16 protein-coding genes are annotated in these 19,619 nt (G+C 60.5%); 14 read left to right on the forward strand and 2 right to left on the reverse strand.

The genetic code is table 11. The features are described from left to right. Positions 1-248: 248 nt before the first annotated feature. Positions 249-1,469: a CaiB/BaiF CoA transferase family protein gene (locus M1B35_RS01960; protein ID WP_123328112.1), complete on the reverse strand. Its 1,221-nt coding sequence runs from the start codon at positions 1,467-1,469 to the stop codon at positions 249-251. A 13-nt stretch (positions 1,470-1,482) separates the two neighbouring features. Beyond that, a complete protein-coding gene (locus M1B35_RS01965; protein WP_123328111.1) occupies positions 1,483-2,664 on the reverse strand; it encodes an acyl-CoA dehydrogenase in 1,182 nt (393 codons plus the stop codon). Between the two features lie 157 nt (positions 2,665-2,821). On the opposite strand from M1B35_RS01965, the gene M1B35_RS01970 reads away from it, so the two are divergent. From M1B35_RS01970 to M1B35_RS02035, 14 genes are all read left to right on the forward strand, one after another. Beyond that, positions 2,822-3,742 carry a LysR family transcriptional regulator gene (locus tag M1B35_RS01970; RefSeq protein WP_123328110.1) on the forward strand — a complete coding sequence of 307 codons (921 nt, stop codon included), beginning with the start codon at positions 2,822-2,824 and terminating at the stop codon, positions 3,740-3,742. Between the two features lie 430 nt (positions 3,743-4,172). After that, positions 4,173-5,294: a Re/Si-specific NAD(P)(+) transhydrogenase subunit alpha gene (locus tag M1B35_RS01975; protein ID WP_123328109.1), complete on the forward strand. Its 1,122-nt coding sequence runs from the start codon at positions 4,173-4,175 to the stop codon at positions 5,292-5,294. Between the two features lie 15 nt (positions 5,295-5,309). Continuing rightward, positions 5,310-5,633, forward strand: a complete 324-nt coding sequence (locus M1B35_RS01980; protein ID WP_003187010.1) for an NAD(P) transhydrogenase subunit alpha part 2 — start codon at positions 5,310-5,312, stop codon at positions 5,631-5,633. Continuing rightward, a complete protein-coding gene (locus M1B35_RS01985) occupies positions 5,633-7,069 on the forward strand; it encodes an NAD(P)(+) transhydrogenase (Re/Si-specific) subunit beta (protein ID WP_123328108.1) in 1,437 nt (478 codons plus the stop codon). Before M1B35_RS01980 ends, M1B35_RS01985 begins: the two co-directional genes overlap by 1 nt. 180 nt (positions 7,070-7,249) lie before the next feature. Then, positions 7,250-8,743, forward strand: coding sequence for an acetyl-CoA hydrolase/transferase family protein (locus M1B35_RS01990; protein ID WP_268261087.1), 1,494 nt, complete (start codon positions 7,250-7,252; stop codon positions 8,741-8,743). Positions 8,744-9,125: 382 nt separating this feature from the next. Further along, on the forward strand, positions 9,126-9,278 hold the full coding sequence (locus M1B35_RS01995; RefSeq protein WP_425273381.1) for a DUF1127 domain-containing protein: 153 nt from the start codon (positions 9,126-9,128) through the stop codon (positions 9,276-9,278). A 416-nt stretch (positions 9,279-9,694) separates the two neighbouring features. Then, entirely contained in the window at positions 9,695-10,012 is a 318-nt protein-coding gene (locus M1B35_RS02000; RefSeq protein WP_123328105.1) for a DUF2388 domain-containing protein, read from the forward strand. Positions 10,013-10,116: 104 nt separating this feature from the next. Further along, the gene (locus M1B35_RS02005) at positions 10,117-10,425 is read left to right on the forward strand and encodes a DUF2388 domain-containing protein (protein WP_123328131.1); all 309 of its coding nucleotides are present in this window, start codon (positions 10,117-10,119) and stop codon (positions 10,423-10,425) included. Between the two features lie 29 nt (positions 10,426-10,454). Continuing rightward, complete coding sequence (locus M1B35_RS02010) at positions 10,455-10,775, forward strand: DUF2388 domain-containing protein (protein WP_123328104.1); 321 nt, start codon at positions 10,455-10,457, stop codon at positions 10,773-10,775. Next, positions 10,772-12,733 carry a DUF7844 domain-containing protein gene (locus M1B35_RS02015; RefSeq protein WP_268261088.1) on the forward strand — a complete coding sequence of 654 codons (1,962 nt, stop codon included), beginning with the start codon at positions 10,772-10,774 and terminating at the stop codon, positions 12,731-12,733. The genes M1B35_RS02010 and M1B35_RS02015 overlap by 4 nt, the downstream gene beginning before the upstream one ends. Positions 12,734-12,950: 217 nt before the next feature. After that, on the forward strand, positions 12,951-14,408 hold the full coding sequence (locus M1B35_RS02020) for a hypothetical protein (RefSeq protein ID WP_268261089.1): 1,458 nt from the start codon (positions 12,951-12,953) through the stop codon (positions 14,406-14,408). Further along, the gene (locus M1B35_RS02025; RefSeq protein ID WP_123328101.1) at positions 14,396-15,871 is read left to right on the forward strand and encodes a hypothetical protein; all 1,476 of its coding nucleotides are present in this window, start codon (positions 14,396-14,398) and stop codon (positions 15,869-15,871) included. Before M1B35_RS02020 ends, M1B35_RS02025 begins: the two co-directional genes overlap by 13 nt. A 32-nt stretch (positions 15,872-15,903) precedes the next feature. Then, positions 15,904-16,320 carry a hypothetical protein gene (locus M1B35_RS02030; RefSeq protein ID WP_268261090.1) on the forward strand — a complete coding sequence of 139 codons (417 nt, stop codon included), beginning with the start codon at positions 15,904-15,906 and terminating at the stop codon, positions 16,318-16,320. 113 nt (positions 16,321-16,433) lie between these two features. After that, entirely contained in the window at positions 16,434-19,565 is a 3,132-nt protein-coding gene (locus M1B35_RS02035) for a tubulin-like doman-containing protein (protein ID WP_268261091.1), read from the forward strand. The last annotated feature ends 54 nt before the right edge of the window (positions 19,566-19,619 follow it).

Genomic DNA, 19,619 nt, shown 5'->3' on the forward strand with positions numbered 1-19,619 from the left:
CTCCATCAACTCCTTCTGGGCTTCGATGAACTGAAGCAGGTCGCTGTCGAAAACTGCGTAACTCATTGAATTTCAAGGAGTTTTCCGTTTCGACTGCGCCGGAAGTGGGGCGAATTATAGGCCCATAGAATCTGCCGTCAACCCTTAATTCAAAGTTTCTATGAAGAAACTCAAAAACACCCCTAAAGGAGTGCTTTCACCGCCCTCTATATAGAAGGACCGGAACACCTTCTATATAGAAGCGCGACTCACAACACGCCGGACTCCCTCAAAGCACTCACCGCGCCCACCTCTAACCCCAAGACCCGTCGCAACACCTCTTCAGTGTGCTCACCCAATAAAGGGGGAGCATGACGATACTCAACCGGCGTCTCGGAGAGGCGAATCGGGCTCGCCACCTGGGGCACCGTCCCTCCCAGTGCATGAGGCAGTTCGATTGCCAGCCCACGTGCCTTCACTTGGGGATCAGCAAACATCTGCGCCAGGTCATTGATAGGCCCGCATGGCACACCCGCCTGCTCCAACTGGAGTACCCACTCGGCCGTTGTCTTGAACACGGTCGCCTGGCGGATCAGCGGGATCAACAGCGCCCGGTTGGCCACCCTCAGCTTATTGGTCGCGAACCGAGGATCGTCCGCCCACTGTGGCTGACCCGCCACTTCCGCAAACTTGCGAAACTGCCCGTCGTTGCCCACGGTCAGAATGAAGTCGCCGTCCGCAGTAGGGAAATCCTGATAGGGCACGATATTCGGATGAGCATTACCCAGCCGCTTGGGCGCCACTCCCGTGGTCAGGTAGTTCATCGCCTGGTTGGCCAGACAAGCCACCTGCACATCCAGCAACGCCATGTCGATGTGCTGGCCGCCCCCGTCATGGTCTCGATGAGCCAGCGCTGCCAGGATGGCCACAGTGGAGTAGAGCCCCGTAAGAATGTCGGTCAGCGCCACGCCCACCTTCACCGGCCCGGCCCCCTCATCTCCTTCGGGACGCCCAGTCAGGCTCATTAACCCACCCAAACCCTGGATCATGAAATCGTAGCCCGCACGCTTCGCGTAAGGACCGGTCTGGCCAAAGCCGGTGATCGAGCAATAGATCAGCTGTGGGTTCAGCGCCTTCAGTGACTCGTAATCCAAACCATAAGCGGCCAGCCCACCCACCTTGAAGTTCTCGATGAGGATGTCGGACTTGGCGGCCAACTCCCGCACCAGTTGCTGCCCCTCAGGACGGGTGAAGTCGATGGTTACCGATTCCTTGTTACGGTTGGCCGACAAGTAATAGGCGGCCTCCGTGGTGTTCTCACCCTCGGCATTCTTAAGGAAGGGCGGCCCCCAGGCCCGAGTATCGTCACCATTGCCCGGACGCTCGACCTTGATCACCTCCGCCCCAAGGTCCGCAAGGATCTGGCCAGCCCAAGGCCCGGCCAGCACGCGCGACAAATCCAGTACCCGCAGATGCGATAACGCGCCCATGGCCGCTCTCCTATTAATAGAACGCCTGGAGACCGGTTTGCGCACGCCCCAGGATCAGCGCATGAACGTCATGGGTCCCTTCATAGGTGTTGACCACTTCCAGGTTCACCAGATGACGGGCCACCCCGAACTCATCGGAGATGCCGTTACCGCCCAACATGTCGCGAGCCATGCGCGCGATGTCCAGGGACTTGCCGCACGAGTTGCGCTTCATGATCGAAGTGATTTCCACCGCCGCAGTGCCTTCATCCTTCATCCGCCCCAGGCGCAGGCAGCCTTGGAGGGCGAGGGTAATCTCGGTCTGCATATCCGCCAGTTTTTTCTGGATCAGCTGAGTCGCCGCCAGCGGGCGGCCAAACTGCTGGCGGTCCAAGGTGTATTGGCGAGCGGTGTGCCAGCAGAACTCGGCGGCACCCAGGGCACCCCAGGAGATGCCATAACGCGCGGAGTTCAGGCAGGTGAACGGCCCTTTCAGACCACGGACATCCGGGAAGATGTTCTCTTCCGGCACAAAGACGTTATCCATGACGATTTCACCAGTGATGGACGCACGCAGGCCGACCTTGCCGTGAATCGCTGGCGCGCTCAGGCCTTTCCAGCCTTTCTCCAAGACAAAGCCACGGATATCGCCCGCATCATCTTTGGCCCACACCACAAAGACGTCGGCAATCGGGCTGTTGGTGATCCACATTTTACTGCCGGTGAGGCTGTAGCCGCCGTCCACCTTGCGTGCACGGGTAATCATCGCTCCCGGGTCAGACCCATGGTTAGGCTCTGTCAGGCCAAAGCAGCCAATCCATTCACCGGAAGCCAGTTTCGGCAGGTACTTCTGCTTCTGCGCCTCGGTTCCGAATTCGTTGATCGGCACCATGACCAGGGAGGACTGCACACTCATCATCGAGCGATAACCGGAATCCACACGCTCCACTTCACGGGCGATCAAACCGTAGCAGACGTAGTTCAAGCCACTGCCGCCGTACTGCTCGGGAATGGTCGCACCCAGCAAGCCGATCTCACCCATCTCACGGAAGATCGCCGGATCGGTCTGTTCATGACGGAAAGCTTCGAGCACACGGGGCGCCAGCTTGCCCTGGGCGAACTGCTCGGCGCTGTCACGCACCATGCGCTCTTCTTCAGTGAGCTGTTGATCCAGCAGAAGGGGATCGATCCAGTTGAAGCTTGCTTTGCCGCCCATGAGTGAGTCCTCGTGAAGTAGGTCAACTATCGTGGGTTGATCCTAGGCTTGACGGACGCTGACTACAAACGACGATTTTGCATACTGTTGTGCTAATTTCTCACTCCGAAATAAACACACCCCTTCATTACCGCCATGATTAGTGAGGTTGCCGTACATGCGTCGAAAGATCCCCAGCACCACGGCCCTGGTCAGCTTTGAAGCGGCGGCGCGCCATGAAAGCTTCACCAAGGCCGCCCAGGAGCTTTCACTCACCCAAGGGGCCATCTGCCGACAGATCGCCAGCCTTGAGGAGTTCCTGAGCGTGGAGCTGTTCCGGCGCTCTCGACGCGGAGTCAAACTCACCGAGGCCGGGCTTTCCTACAGCCGACGTGTCGCCACCCAGCTGGATGCGGTAGAGCGCGACACCCTGTCCGTCATGGGCCAGCAGGGCGCCAATACCATCGAACTGGCCGTGGTACCGACCTTCGGCACCCAATGGTTGCTACCGCGCCTCAAAGACTTCCAGCAGCAACACCCCGAAGTCACGGTCAACCTCACTAATCGCACGCGGCCATTCCTGTTTGCCGACACCGACTTCGATGCTGCCATCTACTTTGGCGACGCCGACTGGCCCGGCACCCAGTCCCACCGGTTGATGGGGGAGAATCCGATGCCGGTCTGCAGCCCAGCGACCCTGGGTAAGCACAGCCAACTGAGCGCTGAGGAAATCGCTGAACAACCCCTGCTGCAACAGACCACTAGGCCCTACGCATGGCGGCAATGGTTCAGCTCGCAGCACCTGAACATTCCACGGGACATGACGGGGCCGCGTTACGAGCTATTCTCCATGCTGGCTCAGGCCGCCATGCACGACATGGGCATCGCACTGATTCCACCCTTCCTGATTCAGCGCGAATTGGCGGAAAAGCGCTTGGTGATCGCCCACCCTCAAGGGCTCTCCAGTCCCAAGGCTTATTACCTGATGATTCCGGAGCGTAAGGTGGAATCAGCCTCACTGCGGGCGTTTCGCGACTGGCTGGTGCACCAGGCCCACCACTACAGCCCAGAAGAACAAAGGGATACAGCATTAAGCTGACCCCGTAGTCAGTAAAATAAAGACACTACAGATATAACTATTTGTCGCATTTAGACAGACTGTACCGACCTATAGAACAATCGTCCTACAAGCGCCTAACCACGTGGCTTGTAGGGTTTATTTGGGGCTCATGCCAGAACATTCACAGCACTCATGAGATTTTTCTTAAAACAAAGAGAAAACCTTTACAACCCAAGTAAAACAAGGGCTTCAACCGTGGAGTTGCGACATTCGGTCACGGGGTGACTTGTAGTTAATTTTCCGTCACGCGTCAGAACTTCTTGAAGGGCTCAAACTTCGCCTGCAAAATGCCGCGCCCCGCCGTGATTTCGGCGGGATCGTGCTGATCGGCCGCCCCAGTCGCACCCTCCGCAGTGCGCTGGCCTTCTAAGAAAGATCGAAAGCAATAAGATCAAGCAGGAGATTTGACGTGCACATTGGTGTTCCTCTCGAAACCCAGACGGGTGAAACACGGGTTGCTGCCACCCCGGAAACCATCAAAAAGCTGATCGGCCAGGGTCATAAGGTCACTGTGCAAAGCGGCGCAGGCATCAATGCCAGCGTTGTCGACAGTGCTTATGAAGCGGCAGGCGCCACCATTGGCAGCGCCACCGATGCCTTCGGCGCGGAGCTGGTTCTCAAGGTCGTCGCCCCCAACGACAGCGAACTGACGCTGATCAAGAGCGGCACCGTACTGGTGGGCATGCTCAATCCGTTCAGCAATGAAACCATCGCCAAGCTGGCCGAACGCGGGATCACCGCCTTCGCCCTGGAAGCCGCGCCACGCACCTCTCGGGCCCAGAGCCTGGACGTGCTGTCGTCCCAGGCCAACATTGCCGGCTATAAAGCCGTGCTGCTGGCAGCCCACTACTACCCACGCTTCATGCCGATGCTGATGACCGCCGCCGGTACGGTGAAAGCCGCCCGCGTGCTGATTCTGGGTGCCGGTGTGGCCGGGCTGCAGGCCATCGCTACGGCCAAGCGCCTGGGCGCGGTGATCGAAGCCTCGGACGTACGCCCAGCGGTGAAGGAACAGATCGAATCCCTGGGGGCCAAGTTTGTCGACGTGCCTTACGAGACTGACGAAGAGCGTGAATGCGCTGTCGGTGTCGGCGGTTACGCCCGACCTATGCCATCCAGCTGGATGCAGCGCCAGGCTTTGGCCGTGCATGAGCGCGCCAAGCAGGCGGATATCGTCATCACCACCGCGCTGATTCCAGGCCGCAAGGCACCGACCCTGCTCAGCGCCGAGACCGTTGCGCAAATGAAGCCAGGCTCGGTAGTCATCGACCTCGCTGCCGCCCAGGGTGGCAACTGCCCGCTGACTGTGGCCGACCAGGTCGTGGTGGAGAATGGCGTGACCATTGTCGGCCCGACCAACCTGGCCGGTGCGGTGGCGGCTGACGCCTCGGCCCTGTATGCGCGCAACCTGCTGGACTTCCTGAAGCTGGTCTTCACCAAAGAAGGGCAGTTCGACGTCAACCTAGAAGACGACATTGTCGCCGCGTGCCTGATGTGCCGCGACGGCCAAGTCATCCGTAAAAACGCCTAAGCAGGGAATCAGACGATGGAAGAGCTTATCTCCCCCGGTATCTACAACCTGATCATCTTCGTGCTGGCGATTTATGTCGGTTACCACGTGGTCTGGAACGTTACCCCCGCACTGCACACACCATTGATGGCGGTGACCAACGCCATTTCCGCAATCGTGATCGTCGGCGCCATGCTCGCTGCCGCCCTGACCGTCACGCCACTGGGCAAGACCATGGGCACCCTGGCCGTAGCCCTGGCTGCGGTCAACGTGTTCGGCGGCTTCCTGGTGACGCGCCGCATGCTTGAGATGTTCAAGAAAAAAGCCCCGAAAGCCGTAAAAGAAGAGGCGCCCAAGTAATGAGCATGAACCTGGTAACGACGCTCTACCTGATCGCGTCGATCTGCTTTATCCAGGCCCTCAAGGGCCTGTCGCACCCGACCACTTCGCGTCGCGGCAACCTGTTCGGCATGCTCGGCATGGCCTTGGCGGTGCTCACCACCGTCGGCCTCATCTATAAGCTGGGCGCTGAGCTCGCCACTGCGGGCATTGGCTACGTGATTGTCGGCCTGCTGATCGGCGGCACTGCCGGCTCGATCATGGCCAAGCGGGTCGAGATGACCAAGATGCCGGAGCTGGTGGCGTTCATGCACAGCATGATCGGCCTGGCAGCGGTGTTTATCGCCATTGCTGCGGTGGTCGAGCCCCAGTCCCTGGGCATCGTCAAACAGCTGGGCGACTCGATTCCGGCCGGTAACCGCCTGGAGCTGTTCCTTGGCGCGGCCATCGGTGCAATCACCTTCTCCGGTTCGGTGATCGCCTTCGGCAAGCTCTCGGGCAAGTACAAATTCCGCCTGTTCCAGGGCGCACCGGTACAGTTCGGTGGCCAACACAAGCTGAACCTGGTGCTCGGCCTGGCCACACTGGGCCTGGGCCTGGTCTTCATGTTCACCGGCAACCTCAGCGCCTTCGCCTTGATGCTGGCCCTGGCCTTTGTGTTGGGCGTGCTGATCATCATCCCGATCGGCGGTGCCGATATGCCGGTGGTGGTGTCGATGCTCAACAGCTACTCCGGCTGGGCAGCGGCGGGGATCGGCTTTTCGCTGAACAACTCGATGCTGATCATCGCCGGTTCGTTGGTGGGTTCAAGCGGCGCGATCCTCTCGTACATCATGTGCAAGGCGATGAACCGTTCCTTCTTTAATGTACTGCTCGGTGGTTTCGGCAACAGCGCCGACGCGGCCGGCCCGGCAGGCTCGAAAGAAGCACGCCCGGTGAAATCCGGCTCGGCTGACGACGCAACCTTCCTGCTGACCAACGCCGACACCGTGATCATCGTCCCGGGCTATGGCTTGGCGGTCGCGCGGGCGCAGCATGCGCTGAAAGAGTTGACCGAGAAGCTGACCCATCGTGGCGTGACCGTGAAGTACGCTATCCACCCGGTGGCAGGGCGCATGCCCGGGCACATGAACGTGCTGCTGGCCGAGGCCGAAGTGCCTTACGACCAGGTGTTCGAGATGGAAGACATCAACTCCGAGTTCGGCCAAGCCGACGTGGTGCTGGTGTTGGGCGCCAACGACGTGGTCAACCCGGCCGCCAAGAACGATCCGAAATCGCCGATTGCCGGCATGCCGATCCTCGAAGCGTTCAAGGCCAAGACCATCATCGTCAACAAGCGCTCCATGGCCAGCGGCTATGCCGGCCTGGACAACGAACTGTTCTACCTGGACAAGACCATGATGGTCTTCGGCGATGCGAAGAAGGTCATCGAAGATATGGTCAAGGCCGTCGAATAAACCCTGCTCCACGGCAATACCCCAAACCCCGGCCTTGAGTAGGCTGGGGTTTTTTATTTCCCTCACAAACCCGACCAAAGGCTCTAAATCAGGGCCTTTCATTCGACCATGGTAGCGGGGCGAAATTTTTTGAAATCACTAGACTGCGCATCTTGCTTCCGTTGCCCGAGATAACAATCCATGTACCGTGATCGTATCCGCTTGCCTTCGTTGTTGGATAAGGTGATGAGCGCCGCCGACGCTGCCGCTCTGATCGAGGACGGCATGACCGTCGGCATGAGCGGCTTTACCCGAGCTGGCGAGGCCAAGGCCGTGCCCCATGCATTGGCCGAACGCGCCAAGGTAACCCCCCTTAAAATCAGCCTGATGACCGGCGCCAGCCTGGGCAACGACCTCGACAAACAGCTGACCGAAGCCGGCGTCCTGGCCCGCCGCATGCCATTCCAGGTGGACAGCACCCTGCGCAAGGCAATCAACGCCGGCGAAGTGATGTTTATCGACCAGCACTTGTCGGAAACCGTCGAGCAACTGCGCAACCAGCAGCTCAAGCTGCCGGACATCGCCGTCATCGAAGCCGTCGCCATCACCGAGCAAGGCCATATCGTGCCGACCACCTCGGTGGGCAACTCGGCCAGCTTCGCAATCTTCGCCAAGCAGGTAATCGTGGAGATCAATCTGGCCCACAACCCCAACCTCGAAGGCCTGCACGACATCTACATTCCGACCTACCGGCCGACGCGCACGCCGATTCCACTGGTCAAGGTCGACGACCGTATCGGCAGCACCGCCATCCCGATCCCGGCGGAAAAGATCGTCGCCATCGTCATCACCAACCAGCCTGACTCGCCGTCCACCGTCTCCACCCCGGACAGCGAAACCCAAGGCATCGCCAATCACCTGATCGACTTTCTCAAGCAGGAAGTGGACGCCGGGCGCATGACCAACAAGCTCGGCCCGCTGCAGGCCGGCATCGGCAACATTGCCAATGCGGTGATGTGCGGCCTGATCGACTCACCGTTCGAAGACCTGACCATGTACTCCGAAGTACTGCAGGACTCCACCTTCGACCTGATCGACGCCGGCAAGCTGAGCTTTGCCTCAGGCAGCTCCATCACCCTGTCGAGCCGGCGCAACACCGATGTGTTCGGCAACCTGGAGCGCTATAAAGACAAACTGGTGCTGCGCCCGCAGGAAATCTCCAACCACCCGGAAGTGGTACGGCGCCTGGGCATCATCGGCATCAATACCGCCCTGGAGTTCGATATCTACGGCAACGTCAACTCCACCCATGTCTGCGGCACGCGGATGATGAATGGCATCGGGGGCTCGGGCGACTTCGCACGCAATGCGCACCTGGCGATCTTCGTCACCAAGTCGATTGCCAAGGGCGGGGCGATTTCCAGCGTGGTGCCGATGGTCAGCCACGTCGACCACACCGAACACGATGTCGACATCCTCGTGACCGAGGTCGGCCTGGCAGACCTGCGTGGTCTGGCGCCGCGGGAGCGGGCCCGAGTGATCATCGATAACTGCGTGCACCCGTCCTATCGCCAAGCGCTCAACGACTACTTCACCCAGGCCTGCGCATTGGGCGGTCACACACCGCACATCCTGCGTGACGCACTGAGCTGGCACATCAACCTGGAAGAAACCGGGAAAATGCTCGCCGTGTAATTGATACAGTTGGCAGCTGACGCAAACACAGTTTCGTCAGCTGACCCACAACCCCACGCCCTATGAAAAAAACTGTACTGCTGTACCGGTCTTTTTCCCTCTGAAACACCCCCTTCTTTTTCGAAAACCTCCAAAAATGCACCATAACGATGCAGACAAGTACAGTTGCCTCATTTTCGAACAGTACAGCAAGGTTTAACAGTTAACTGGTCCCTCACAATACAGGTGAACTGTATCTACAGAGTCTTGCACCGAGAGAGGATCATGGGCACCAGTTAAACCACTACCTAATCCCGCCACAAGCGGAAGGATGCTAACCATGGAACGTACAATCAGTTCCGAACTGTTCTTCGAAGACAAAGCTGAAAAAACCCAGGCTTCCATGCCTCTGCGCGTTCTCGCCAACCTGATGCTGTGGCAGCGCCGCATCTCCAGCCGCCATCAACTGGCCCGTCTGGATTCGCGTCTGCTGGCTGACGCCGGGATTAGCGAAGCACAACGCTACGAAGAGCTGAGCAAGCCGTTCTGGCGCTAAGTTAGCGTCGCTGGCTCTGACCCACCGGGTCCACCGCCAGCACCCCGAATTGCATAAACAAAACCCGTCGCCGGAAACCGCGACGGGTTTTGTCGTTTCAGGGGCAGGGTAATGTGGAATATCGCGTTAAAAGGCCAGACAGGTACAATTTTAAGAATTACAAATTATACCAATACAGTTTAATCAGGCGCTCTATCTCAGTACTTTGGTAACCGCTCTAGGGACCAAACAACCAGGGAACGCGCAGGCCGCAACAAGCCTCAAGACTGTTCGAAGCACTCAGCGCAGCCTAATATCCATCACGAAGTGGCGATTTATCCGCTGCCTTCGTCTGACTTATCTGGCTAGGCACTCGCAGTAATTGCCCGGCGTTGCACACAGCGACTTATCGATCTGTTCACTCAAGGAGTTACCCCATGACCCGTCTTCGTCTGCTCAGCGCTGCAGCCCTGCTGGCCGTGGCTGCCAATGCCCACGCCACCAGCCTGATCGTGACCACCGACGCCATCGTTGGCGCACTCAAGGCCACCACCGACGCGACTTCCGATGCCACCTCGTCGCTGCGTGACAACAAGATCGTTCGTGCAGCCCGCGATGACGCTGCCAGCTTTGTCGCCACCGACGGCAACATCCGTGGTGTAAAACTGGAAAGCGCCCTGGCCTTCATCCGCCAGCAAGCACCTGAGCTGGCCGCCAGCGACGCCCAACTGGCCCAGGCCATCCTAGCCATCTGACGGCCCGCCAGCCTTGAGGTGCCTGGCACCTAAAAGCCCTCTAGGCTGGCCCTCGCCAAGGCATTGCGCTAGCCTTGCAGCTGGTTTTTCAGCTGTCGAGACTCATGGGTTTGTTACGGATACCGTTTAGCGTTGCGCTGTTTTTCACTGTCTGTTGGGCCGGCTCGGCTCAGGCTTTCGACCTGACCACACAAGGTTTGGTTGTTACCGGCTACGCCACAAGCCAGGTGACCTCCGCGCCCTTCGACCATAAACTGATACTCGCCGCCCAGGACGATGCCGCCGCCTTCATTGCCACTGATGGTCAATGGCGAGGCGCGCAACTGGAGTCCGCCTTGAAGTACCTGCGTCAGACGCAGCCCAAACTTCATGCAAGCGACCTTGAACTGGCGCAGGCAATTCTCGTCAAATAATCATTCCCCAGTTATTCCGGAGTCGTTCCATGCGTAACCCGCTGATTGCCGCCACTCTTGGCCTGCTGTTGTTGGCCGACGTGGCCCAGGCACAAACGCTGGTGGCCACCAGTAACATCATCGTTCGGGCCTCTGGCCGTACGATCGATTTCACCTCGGATACCACCACCTCCATCCGTGATTCCAAAATCATCCGCGAAGCCCATGACGACGCCGCCAGCTTCGTCGCCAGCAATGGCGATATCCGTGGCGCCCAACTGGAAGCCGCGTTCGACACTCTGCGGACCCGCGTGCCAGAAGCCCGCGACGCCAGCGACCAGGTACTCGCCGAAGCCATTCTCGCTCTGTGAAGTCATTCAGCGCCTGGCTGCTGGCCGGGGTGGTCGCACTGCTCTGCGGCACCGCCCAGGCCGGCCTGCAATTGCGGCTCAAGACCGATGGCTTGAGCCCCGCCGAACAACAAGCCAGCCAGGCGCTGCTGGATGAAGCGATGCAAGCATTGCCGCCGCGCTTCATCGAGCAACTGGACCGCACCATCGACGTCGGCTGGACCGACCAGATGCCGGACAACGCCTACGGCGAAGCCTCGCTGGTGTCCGAGCTGGACCTCAACCGCGCCTTGCTCGCCAGCCTCGCCGACGGCTCTGCGGCCACCCAGAAAACCCACCGCCCCCACGGCACCGTACGCCGCGAACTGCTGGCCACCGTACTGCATGAACTGACCCATATTTATGACCGTGCGCGCCTGTGGCCCAGCACCGAACGCACCCTGATCCAGCGCTGCGCACGCACCCACAACACCTCGGGCCTGATTGGCCTGCCCGATGCCTGCCGTGGCCAAACCGAACGGCGCTTCACCCTTAGCGACGACCCGCGCCTGCTCGACCTGGCCGGCTGGCCGCAATACGTCGGCCGCCGCGGCATGCGCGAGCAGCACAACCGCCAAGTCGCCCGCAGCCCGGACATCTACGAGATCACCAACCCGAAAGAATTCGTCGCGGTGAACATGGAGTACTTCCTTCTCGACCCGAGCTACGCCTGCCGGCGTCCGGCGCTGTACCGCTACTACCAGGAACACTTCGACTGGGCACCGCCAGCCAAGGACACCTGCGCCCAGTCGTTCGCCTTCCTCAACGCCGGCAACGACTTCGCCAAGCAGCCCCTGGGCAAGGTCGATCCGGAGCGGGTCTACGCCGTCGACTACTTGTTGGCCGAAGCCAACCAGAACTGGGTCAGTCGCTGGGGCCACAGCATGTTGCGCCTGGTGATCTGCGCCCCGGGCCGTCCCCGTGGCCCGAACTGCCGGCTAGACCTGGACCAGCACCTGGTGCTGTCCTACCGAGCCTTTGTCGGCGATGTGCAGCTGTCCAGCTGGGACGGCCTGGTGGGCAAGTACCCGTCGCGGCTGTTTGTCCTGCCCCTGGCCCAGGTCATCGACGAATACACCAAGACCGAACTGCGCAGCCTGGCCTCGGTGCCGCTGAACCTGTCGCGTACCGAAATCGAGCAGGTGGTGGAACACGCCGCCGAGATGCACTGGAGCTACGACGGCAACTACTACTTCCTGTCCAACAACTGCGCCGTGGAAAGCCTCAAGCTGCTGCGCAGCGGCAGCAACAACCCGCAACTGACGGGCCTGGACAGCATCATGCCCAACGGCTTGCTGGAAGTGCTCAAGGGCCGAGGCCTGGCGGACACCAGTGTGCTCGATGACCCGCGCGAAGCCCTGCGCCTGGGCTATCGCTTCGACTCGTTCCGCGACCGCTACCAAGCGATGTTCGAGGTGATCAAGAAGCACCTGCCGATCAAACAGGCCACCGTCGAGGACTGGCTCTCGCAAACCGCCGAAGAACGTCGCCAGTGGTTCGACCAGGCCGACCTGCGCACCAGCGCCGCCTTGCTGCTCCTGGAGCAGGCCAGCTTCCGCCGCCAACTGCTGCTGGCCCAGGATGAGGTCAAGCAGCGTTACCTGGGGGCCCGCGAACTGAAAAACGGCGGCATGGAAAAGGCCAACAAGACCTTGCAGGAAATCCTCGCCAACAGCGGTTTCCTCAGTCGCCCGGCGGAGTTGCTGGGCAGCAGTGGCTACGGCTTGCCGCAACCCAGCGAGTGGCAGCGCCTGGAAGCGGAAAGCAGCCTGCGCCAGAAACAACTGCAAACCTTGACCGGCGACCTGGATAAAGAAGTGCGCGCGCTATTGGAGCCGGCAAGGGCCGCGGAGATTGCCGCCAACGAGGCCAACCTGAAGCTCGTGGGCGAGCACCTGCGCGCCCTACACAAGGCAGCGGGCGGGCTGCAGCTGCCTTGATCCAATGGTATGAGCAGTACTTTTGACGCCATGGAATAGTTGACAACACTCATCAATATGCCACTATTCCGCGATCGAAAAAATGGATCCATACCATTGCTCTAAGCCGCACACTAAGCGGCTATCGAGCGCCTCGTACGACAATAGCCACCCCTTATCAAAAGTGTTTGCCTGAGTGATCAGGCACGAGCTTTTACGCAGGTATCAGCAGGATTATATGGAGATAGTCGGTAACCGAGGCGGGCACAAGTGGCAACTTGGCGACCAGCAATGGCAACAAGTGGCGGATGGCAGTTTTACCCTGGTCAGCGTCAACGATGTGAAACCGGCACCGGCTCTGGTCGACCTCGACTATTTGGTTGGCGCCCGACTCACTGAAAATGACACTTATGTGCCCTCATCTTTCTCGTTTTGTCCTAACAGCGGCAAAGCCCTGAAAGCCATTGGCTATGCACCGGAAAAGCGCTGGCTGCCACCCTATGGCGATGGCAGCGGTTCGCGAGTGGTCAGTGACGCCTGTCACCTGGACGGCGCACAACAGACCGTCAAAAAACTCTTCGAACGCCTGCAAAGCTCCGCCGAGCGTGATCTCAACGACAGCAAGCAGATCATTGACCTGCCGCGCAAAAATGGCCTGAGTTTCTTCGCCGCCAACCTCGGCGGCCACCGTGAGGCGCTGTTCGCCTTGGGCCGTGAAGGCAGCCTGTTTCTCTGGCAGCGCGGCTCCGAGAAGTGGCTGGAGCTGCGCCCCGAAGGTCATCCGATAGGCCGCAACCGCCTGGAGAACTGGGCGAGCTCGGTCAGCCTGTGCCCCGCCGAACATGGCCAGAACCTGCTCTTGGCTGGCGATGAAGGCGCGGTGCTGGTCAAGGTCGATCCGCTGAACCTCAAATACCGCTGCCAACGCCGCGACGGCCGATCGCTGGCCGGTCCCGGCGACCTTGAAGATCAATCCTTCCTGCCCTTGGTACTAGAGGACGGAGGTGTCTGCCTGATCAGTCCCAGCGCCAATGGCTGGGAGCGCTACCCAGTAGAAGGTGCCGATGCTGCGCAGATGACCCGCTTGTCCGCTCCGATTCGCGACCACGCGTCCCGCCGCCTACTGTGGATTGGCGAACACGGTTACCTGAGCATGCGCCAGGGCCAGGCCTTGCAAGCCCAGTGGCACCCGTGGCCCAACGGCGCCACCGCCATGCCCGAGCAGGGGCCACCATTTCAGGACGGTTACGGCCTGTGGCAACTGATCTTTACAGCCGAGGGCCAGAGCTATCTGCAGTTGGACCCGGGTGCGACCGACCAGCCCAAGCCCATCAAAGGCTATCGCCTGGGCACCGGGCACTTGAGCTTCAAGTACAACATTCGCCTGGAGCGTCCATGGGACATCCACGACGAAAGCATCACGCCGACCACCCGTGAAGTGGTGTATCCATTTATCGAGTTCAGCACCGACAAGCTCCTACTTTCGATGCGCGTGGAGCAGAACAGCACCCTCGACGACTTCTTCAAGGGCGAGCAGCCGGTGGATGCGCAGTACCGTCTAGAACAGGTCGGCGGCAGCGGTTTCGGGCTCAAGGCCCATGTCAGCCGACCGTGGAATGCCCAGTGGTTCTTTTTCGATAACGCGTTGTGGCTGTATATCGATTCTTCCGGAGCGCTTTACCGATGGAACGCCTGACCCTGATGCTACGCCGTGGCTTGTTGCTGATTCTGGCCCTGGGCAGCACGGGCGCTGTCGCCGAGCCGATGCGCCAGGTATTCCTGGTGCAGAACTCCGGCTGGATGGAACCCTTCTATGTGGACCCGGCGTCTTCGTTCAAACCGCTGGTGATCAAGCTGGCGGCCGCTGCGGCCGGCAATTCGGAAGTAGTGATCGGCGGCTTCAACCAGGCCGATGCCCAGCACCCGTCGCCGGAATGGACCTATCGCGGGCCCGGCACCCACGACAAACTTGCCGCCAGCGTCAATCAGTTGAGCCTGGTGCGCAAAGCCGGCGGCGCCTACGCTGACACCGACTTCAAGGAAGCGCTGCTGGCGGCCATCAAAACCGCCCTTGAGGGCCGTGAAGGGATTGTCTGGATCATCACCAACAACAAGAACAGCCCCAACAACAGCAGCGAAACTTCGCTCAAGAACCGCGAGTTCTATGACCTGCTGCACAACGAAGCCAGTATCACCCGGATCGCCGCATTTCCGCAGAAAATGCCGGTGACAGGTCCCAACTACCAGGCCAACGGCTTGATGATTTATGCACTGGCCTATGGCGATAACGCCGGCAAGATCCTGGAGCAGATCCTGGCCCAGCCCGCCCTGGCGACTCTGCTCAAGGACAACCGGGTACGGCTCAAGCCGCTGACCCAGTCGGCGGTACGCTTTATCCCCACCGGCGTGCAGGACACCCCGGACGTCAGTGCCGAACTGGCCCCGGACCAGCAGACCCTAATCCTCAATATCAACGTCGACAGCTCGCCAAAAACCGCGGTGCTGCTGGGCAAGTTCGAAAACCAGTTCAACCCGTACCAGATCCACGACGCGAAAATCGAGATGAACCTGGACATGCCGGGTGAAGCTCTCCAATCGAGCATCTCCCTCGACCGCCTGACGGACTTGGAGCCCGGTGCCCGTTCCAGCGAGGCTGCGATCAGCCTGCAACTACCGCCTTTGCCGTCCCAATGGTCGAGCGAGGTGATTCTCTCCAGCGGCTACCAGCGCGCCGGAACCATTGAGGTGCGCCTGAGCGAGCAGCAACTGCGCATCTCCCAGGACTTCATCGCGAAGATGAACGAGCTGTTCCCTGGCGATGCACTGCCGGACGTGTTTATCCCGTCCAGCGAAGCCAGCACCTCTTCGACCGTACTGCCGATCGTGCTACGCATCAGTTACCCGCTGGGGCCGGTGCTGTTGCTGTTCGGGCTGTTCCTGCTGCTGTTGATCGCGGCACTGGTGGGCAAAAGCATGATCGCCGGCAAGAAAGCCGTGACCGTGATGGTGGAGGGCGTAGCCCAGCACTATCCGCTAAAACCCTTTAGCAGTGCCAACGTCTACGACGCCCGACAGAACAAGGTCGCGACCATCAAGCGCGGCCTGTTCGGAGTCAAGCTCCTGGACAAGGCTCCCGACACTGCTGTGCGCCTCAAGTAACCCTCACCCAAGAATCCCCAAGGAAGTTGAACATGGCCCAGACCAGCACCCTGCCAGCCCCGATTGAAAGCGAAGCACCGGCAGCACCGGCCAACACCACCAACAGCACCTTGAGCGTGCCGTCGCCGATCGGCCTGGATCTGGGTCCGAAAAAAGTCGACAGCCGCGACGCCCTGATCGGGGTGGCGGTGCTGGTGGTCCTGGCGATCATCTTCTTCGTGATTAAGAACGCCTACGCCAACTGGCGCGTACGTGAGCGAGTAGCACCGAGCCGCGCCAACGCCTCCGGCTGGTTCCTGTTCCTCGGCCTGCTGATGGTCGCGACCATGGCAGTGCTGGCAGTGATCAACTCCGGCCAGTTCCTGGCTCCGCTGTACTTGGCACCGCTGGGCGGCGTTGCGGCCATCTCCCTGGTTGCCTGGCTGATGACCTTCTCGGCCAAGCGCTGAGTCATCGCTGCCTGATGGTCGGGGGTGCGCTGCGCGCCCGGCCTGTCTCACCCCAATAGCGGATCAATTGCCAAGCTGACTTGGCCAGCCCACCCGGGCTCATGGAGTTTCTGATGAACGAGAGTGCACAACCTTCCGGCCAGGCAGCAGCCCCGCAGGTCAGTGAAAAGATCCACCCAACCTTGTTCATCGCCCTCGGCGGCACAGGCATGAAGGTCAACATCCGCCTGCGCCGGCGCATCCTCAATGCCATTTGGGGTGGCAACAACCAGGTGCAGCAGATTTCCGACTTCCCCCTGGTGCAGTTCGTCAACTTCGACCTCGATTCGGGTGAAGTGACCCAGGACGGCAAGTCGATCAAGACCGACGTGCTGGCCGAGCAGGTGGCCTTCACCTCCGAAGAAAAGATCATCGAGCCGCTCAACCTGAGCAAGTACACGCACTCCATCGATGAGCTCAACCGCCATCGTGAAGTGGCCGAGTGGTTCCCTTTGACCCCGGAAAAGATCAAGAGCCTGGGCATCGATCCGTCCAAGGGGGCCGGGCAGATCCGCGCCCTGTCGCGCCTGTACTTCTTCGACAAGTACCCGAGCATCCGCGACAAGCTGCGCAGCAAGATCGGGCGCCTGCTGAGCAACATAGGCACCCAAGCCGACAAGCTGAAAAAGCTCGGCCTGGAAATCGACCCGGGCAAGATCCGCGTGGTGATCACCGGCTCCGCCGCCGGTGGTACCGGTTCGGGCTCGTTCCTGGACATGGGGTTCCTGGCCAAGGCCATCCTCAAGGAAAACAACATCGCCGGTAAGGTCGACCTGTTCCTGGTGCTGCCGGGCGGCTTCGGCTCGTACAACGCCGAGCGCGTACAGGCCAACGGCTATGCGGCGCTGATGGAGCTGGAAACCTGCATGCGCGGCAACCCGCTGCTCAAGCACTGGGACGCCACCGACAACCTGTTTATCGACAACCGTCCCTACGACGACGTGTACATCATCGATAACAGCAACGTCGCCCAGGCCAAGACCAGCGACCAGGAAGACATCTACGAGATGCTCTCGGATGCGCTGTTCACCGACTTCACCTCCCAGGATTTCGCCAACAAGAAGCGCTCGATCGCGGTCAACCAGAACCAGCACAAGATCCGCTCCTACAGCGTGAGCCTGCCCCAAGACTACGGCAGCGACACCAAGCTGCACTTCCCGCGCTCGTACTCCTCCCTGGGCCAGGCGGTGCTCGACACCCAGGTCGACGCCCGCCAGCACGTTCGCCTCAATCGCCAGGTGCAGCAGATGCTCAAGGCGTTCTTCGGGGTGGCCAACGCCAATAACGCGGTCAACGACAATCGCCCGACCGACAAGGAACGCGATGAGTTCCTGCGCGAGCAACTGAACGTCACCCCACGGACCTTCACCGAGTTGCCGGACTTCCTGTCCCGCGTCGAGCTGACCCTGGCCACGGGAGAGTTCACCCACTACCAGATCGCCGACGACCTGCTGCAGGTCGAGGGCGACAACAGCATCACCGCTCAGATCGAGCAGAAAACCGAAAGCCTGTTCGAACGCCTGCAAAACGGCGGGGCGGACAAGGACCAGTGGCTGACCCACGTGCGAGAAATCCAGCAACAGCTGGAGCGCGACACCAAGGGCAGTTCGGTGGACAGCGCCGAGCGCAACCACGAAGTGCGGATCAAGGAAAACCGCAAGAAGCGCATCGCTGAACTGGTGCGTGAAGACGCCTTGCCCGAGAAGCTGTTCCGACGCCTGGACGATGACGAGCGCGGCGGCCTGGATTACACCCTGGCGCTGGTGGAAATGCTCAAGGACCGCCTGGAAAACGAAGGCACCGGGATCATCCCGGCCCTGGAAAAGAACGCCGCGCGCTTCAAGGAACTGTCGGAAAAACTCGAGTCCTCGGAGCTGGCTCGCGAGTTCGAGCGCCTCAAGGAAACCACCGGTTCAGGCTTGCTCGCACGCCTGAGCGGCAAGGACAAGCAAGCCGACACCGTGCTGGTCCAGGTCAAGGACACCCTGCGCGAAAGCCTGCTGTTCTACGTACGCCATGTCGCCGCCCGTGAGGCTGCGCAGCTGCTGCGCGAGATCTCCGAGTGGCTGGGCCGCAAGGAGTCGGTGGACCAGAACGGTCGCGCCATCTGGAACGGCTTCGTCGGCCGCCTGCAGGATGGCCGCAACGCGGTCGACAGCCTGCTCAAGCGCATCGACACTGACATCACCAAGATCGACGCCAGCATCAAGGAAAAACACGCCACCCTGATTCCCCTGGCGCCGGTGCAAGGCAACGAAGAGCCGGCCACCAATGGCGCGGATGTGCGCGAGTGGGCCAAGGACGCGTTCAAGGATTTCGGCGGCTCGAAAGTGCTGTTCGGCAAGTTGCAGACCGAGGAGGGCCAGGAAGAGCTGCTGCTCAAGCTGCGCAATAAATCCGTGCAGCAACTGCCGAAGAACGCGCAGCGCATCGACCCGCTGATGAGCGCCCTGGCAGCCCTGAACCCGGAAGAGCAGCGCGAGAAATTCCGCCAGCTGCTGCAACGGGCCATGCCGTGGGTGCCGCTGAACCTCACTGGCGGTTTCGATATCGGCCAGAAGCTCTACACCTGCCTGATCGGCGTGCATGACCATGCCGAGTTCAAGCGCGTATACGGCGCGACGCTCGGCCAATGCCTCCCACAGGGTACGGCTATCAACGCCAGCGATATCCAGTTCGTGGAGTCGGGGATCCCCGGCAAACTGATCTGCTTCACCGAATTGAGCGGCTTCCCGCTGCCGGCGCTGACCCCGCTGTCGACCTACCTGGCCAGCTACCGCAAGGAAAGCGCGGCGATCCCGCTGCATGTGCACAAGCGCATCAGCCAGTTCGTGCAGCCGATCCAGTTCACCCAGGAGCAGTACCGCCAGTTCGCCGAGGACTTCAAACTCTACCTGCACGCGATTGCCCTGGGAGTGCTCAAGCGCCTGGACAACGGCCTGTACGAGTTCTTTATCGACAAGGAAGACTTCACCATCGGCGACGAATTCTCCATTCGTCAAAGCGGCCTGAAGCCGGTGCACCGCAGTGACATCGAAGCCCAGGTGCGTGACCGCACCCTGAGCCTCAAGGAGGTGCAGATCGCGGCGCTGATCGCCCTGTTCGATGACATGAGCCGCAGTGCCTACAAGGCGCAAAAACGCATCGACGAGCATGGCGCTTCGGAACCGTTCAGGCCTTCCCGTACAAGATTGCCGAGCTGCTGAAAAAAGAGTACCTGGCCCGCCTCAAGCGCCAGGCCGGTGACCGCGACCAGGAGC

Origin of the sequence: Pseudomonas morbosilactucae, assembly GCF_023241665.1 — a bacterium.
GTDB classification, from domain to species: domain Bacteria; phylum Pseudomonadota; class Gammaproteobacteria; order Pseudomonadales; family Pseudomonadaceae; genus Aquipseudomonas; species Aquipseudomonas morbosilactucae.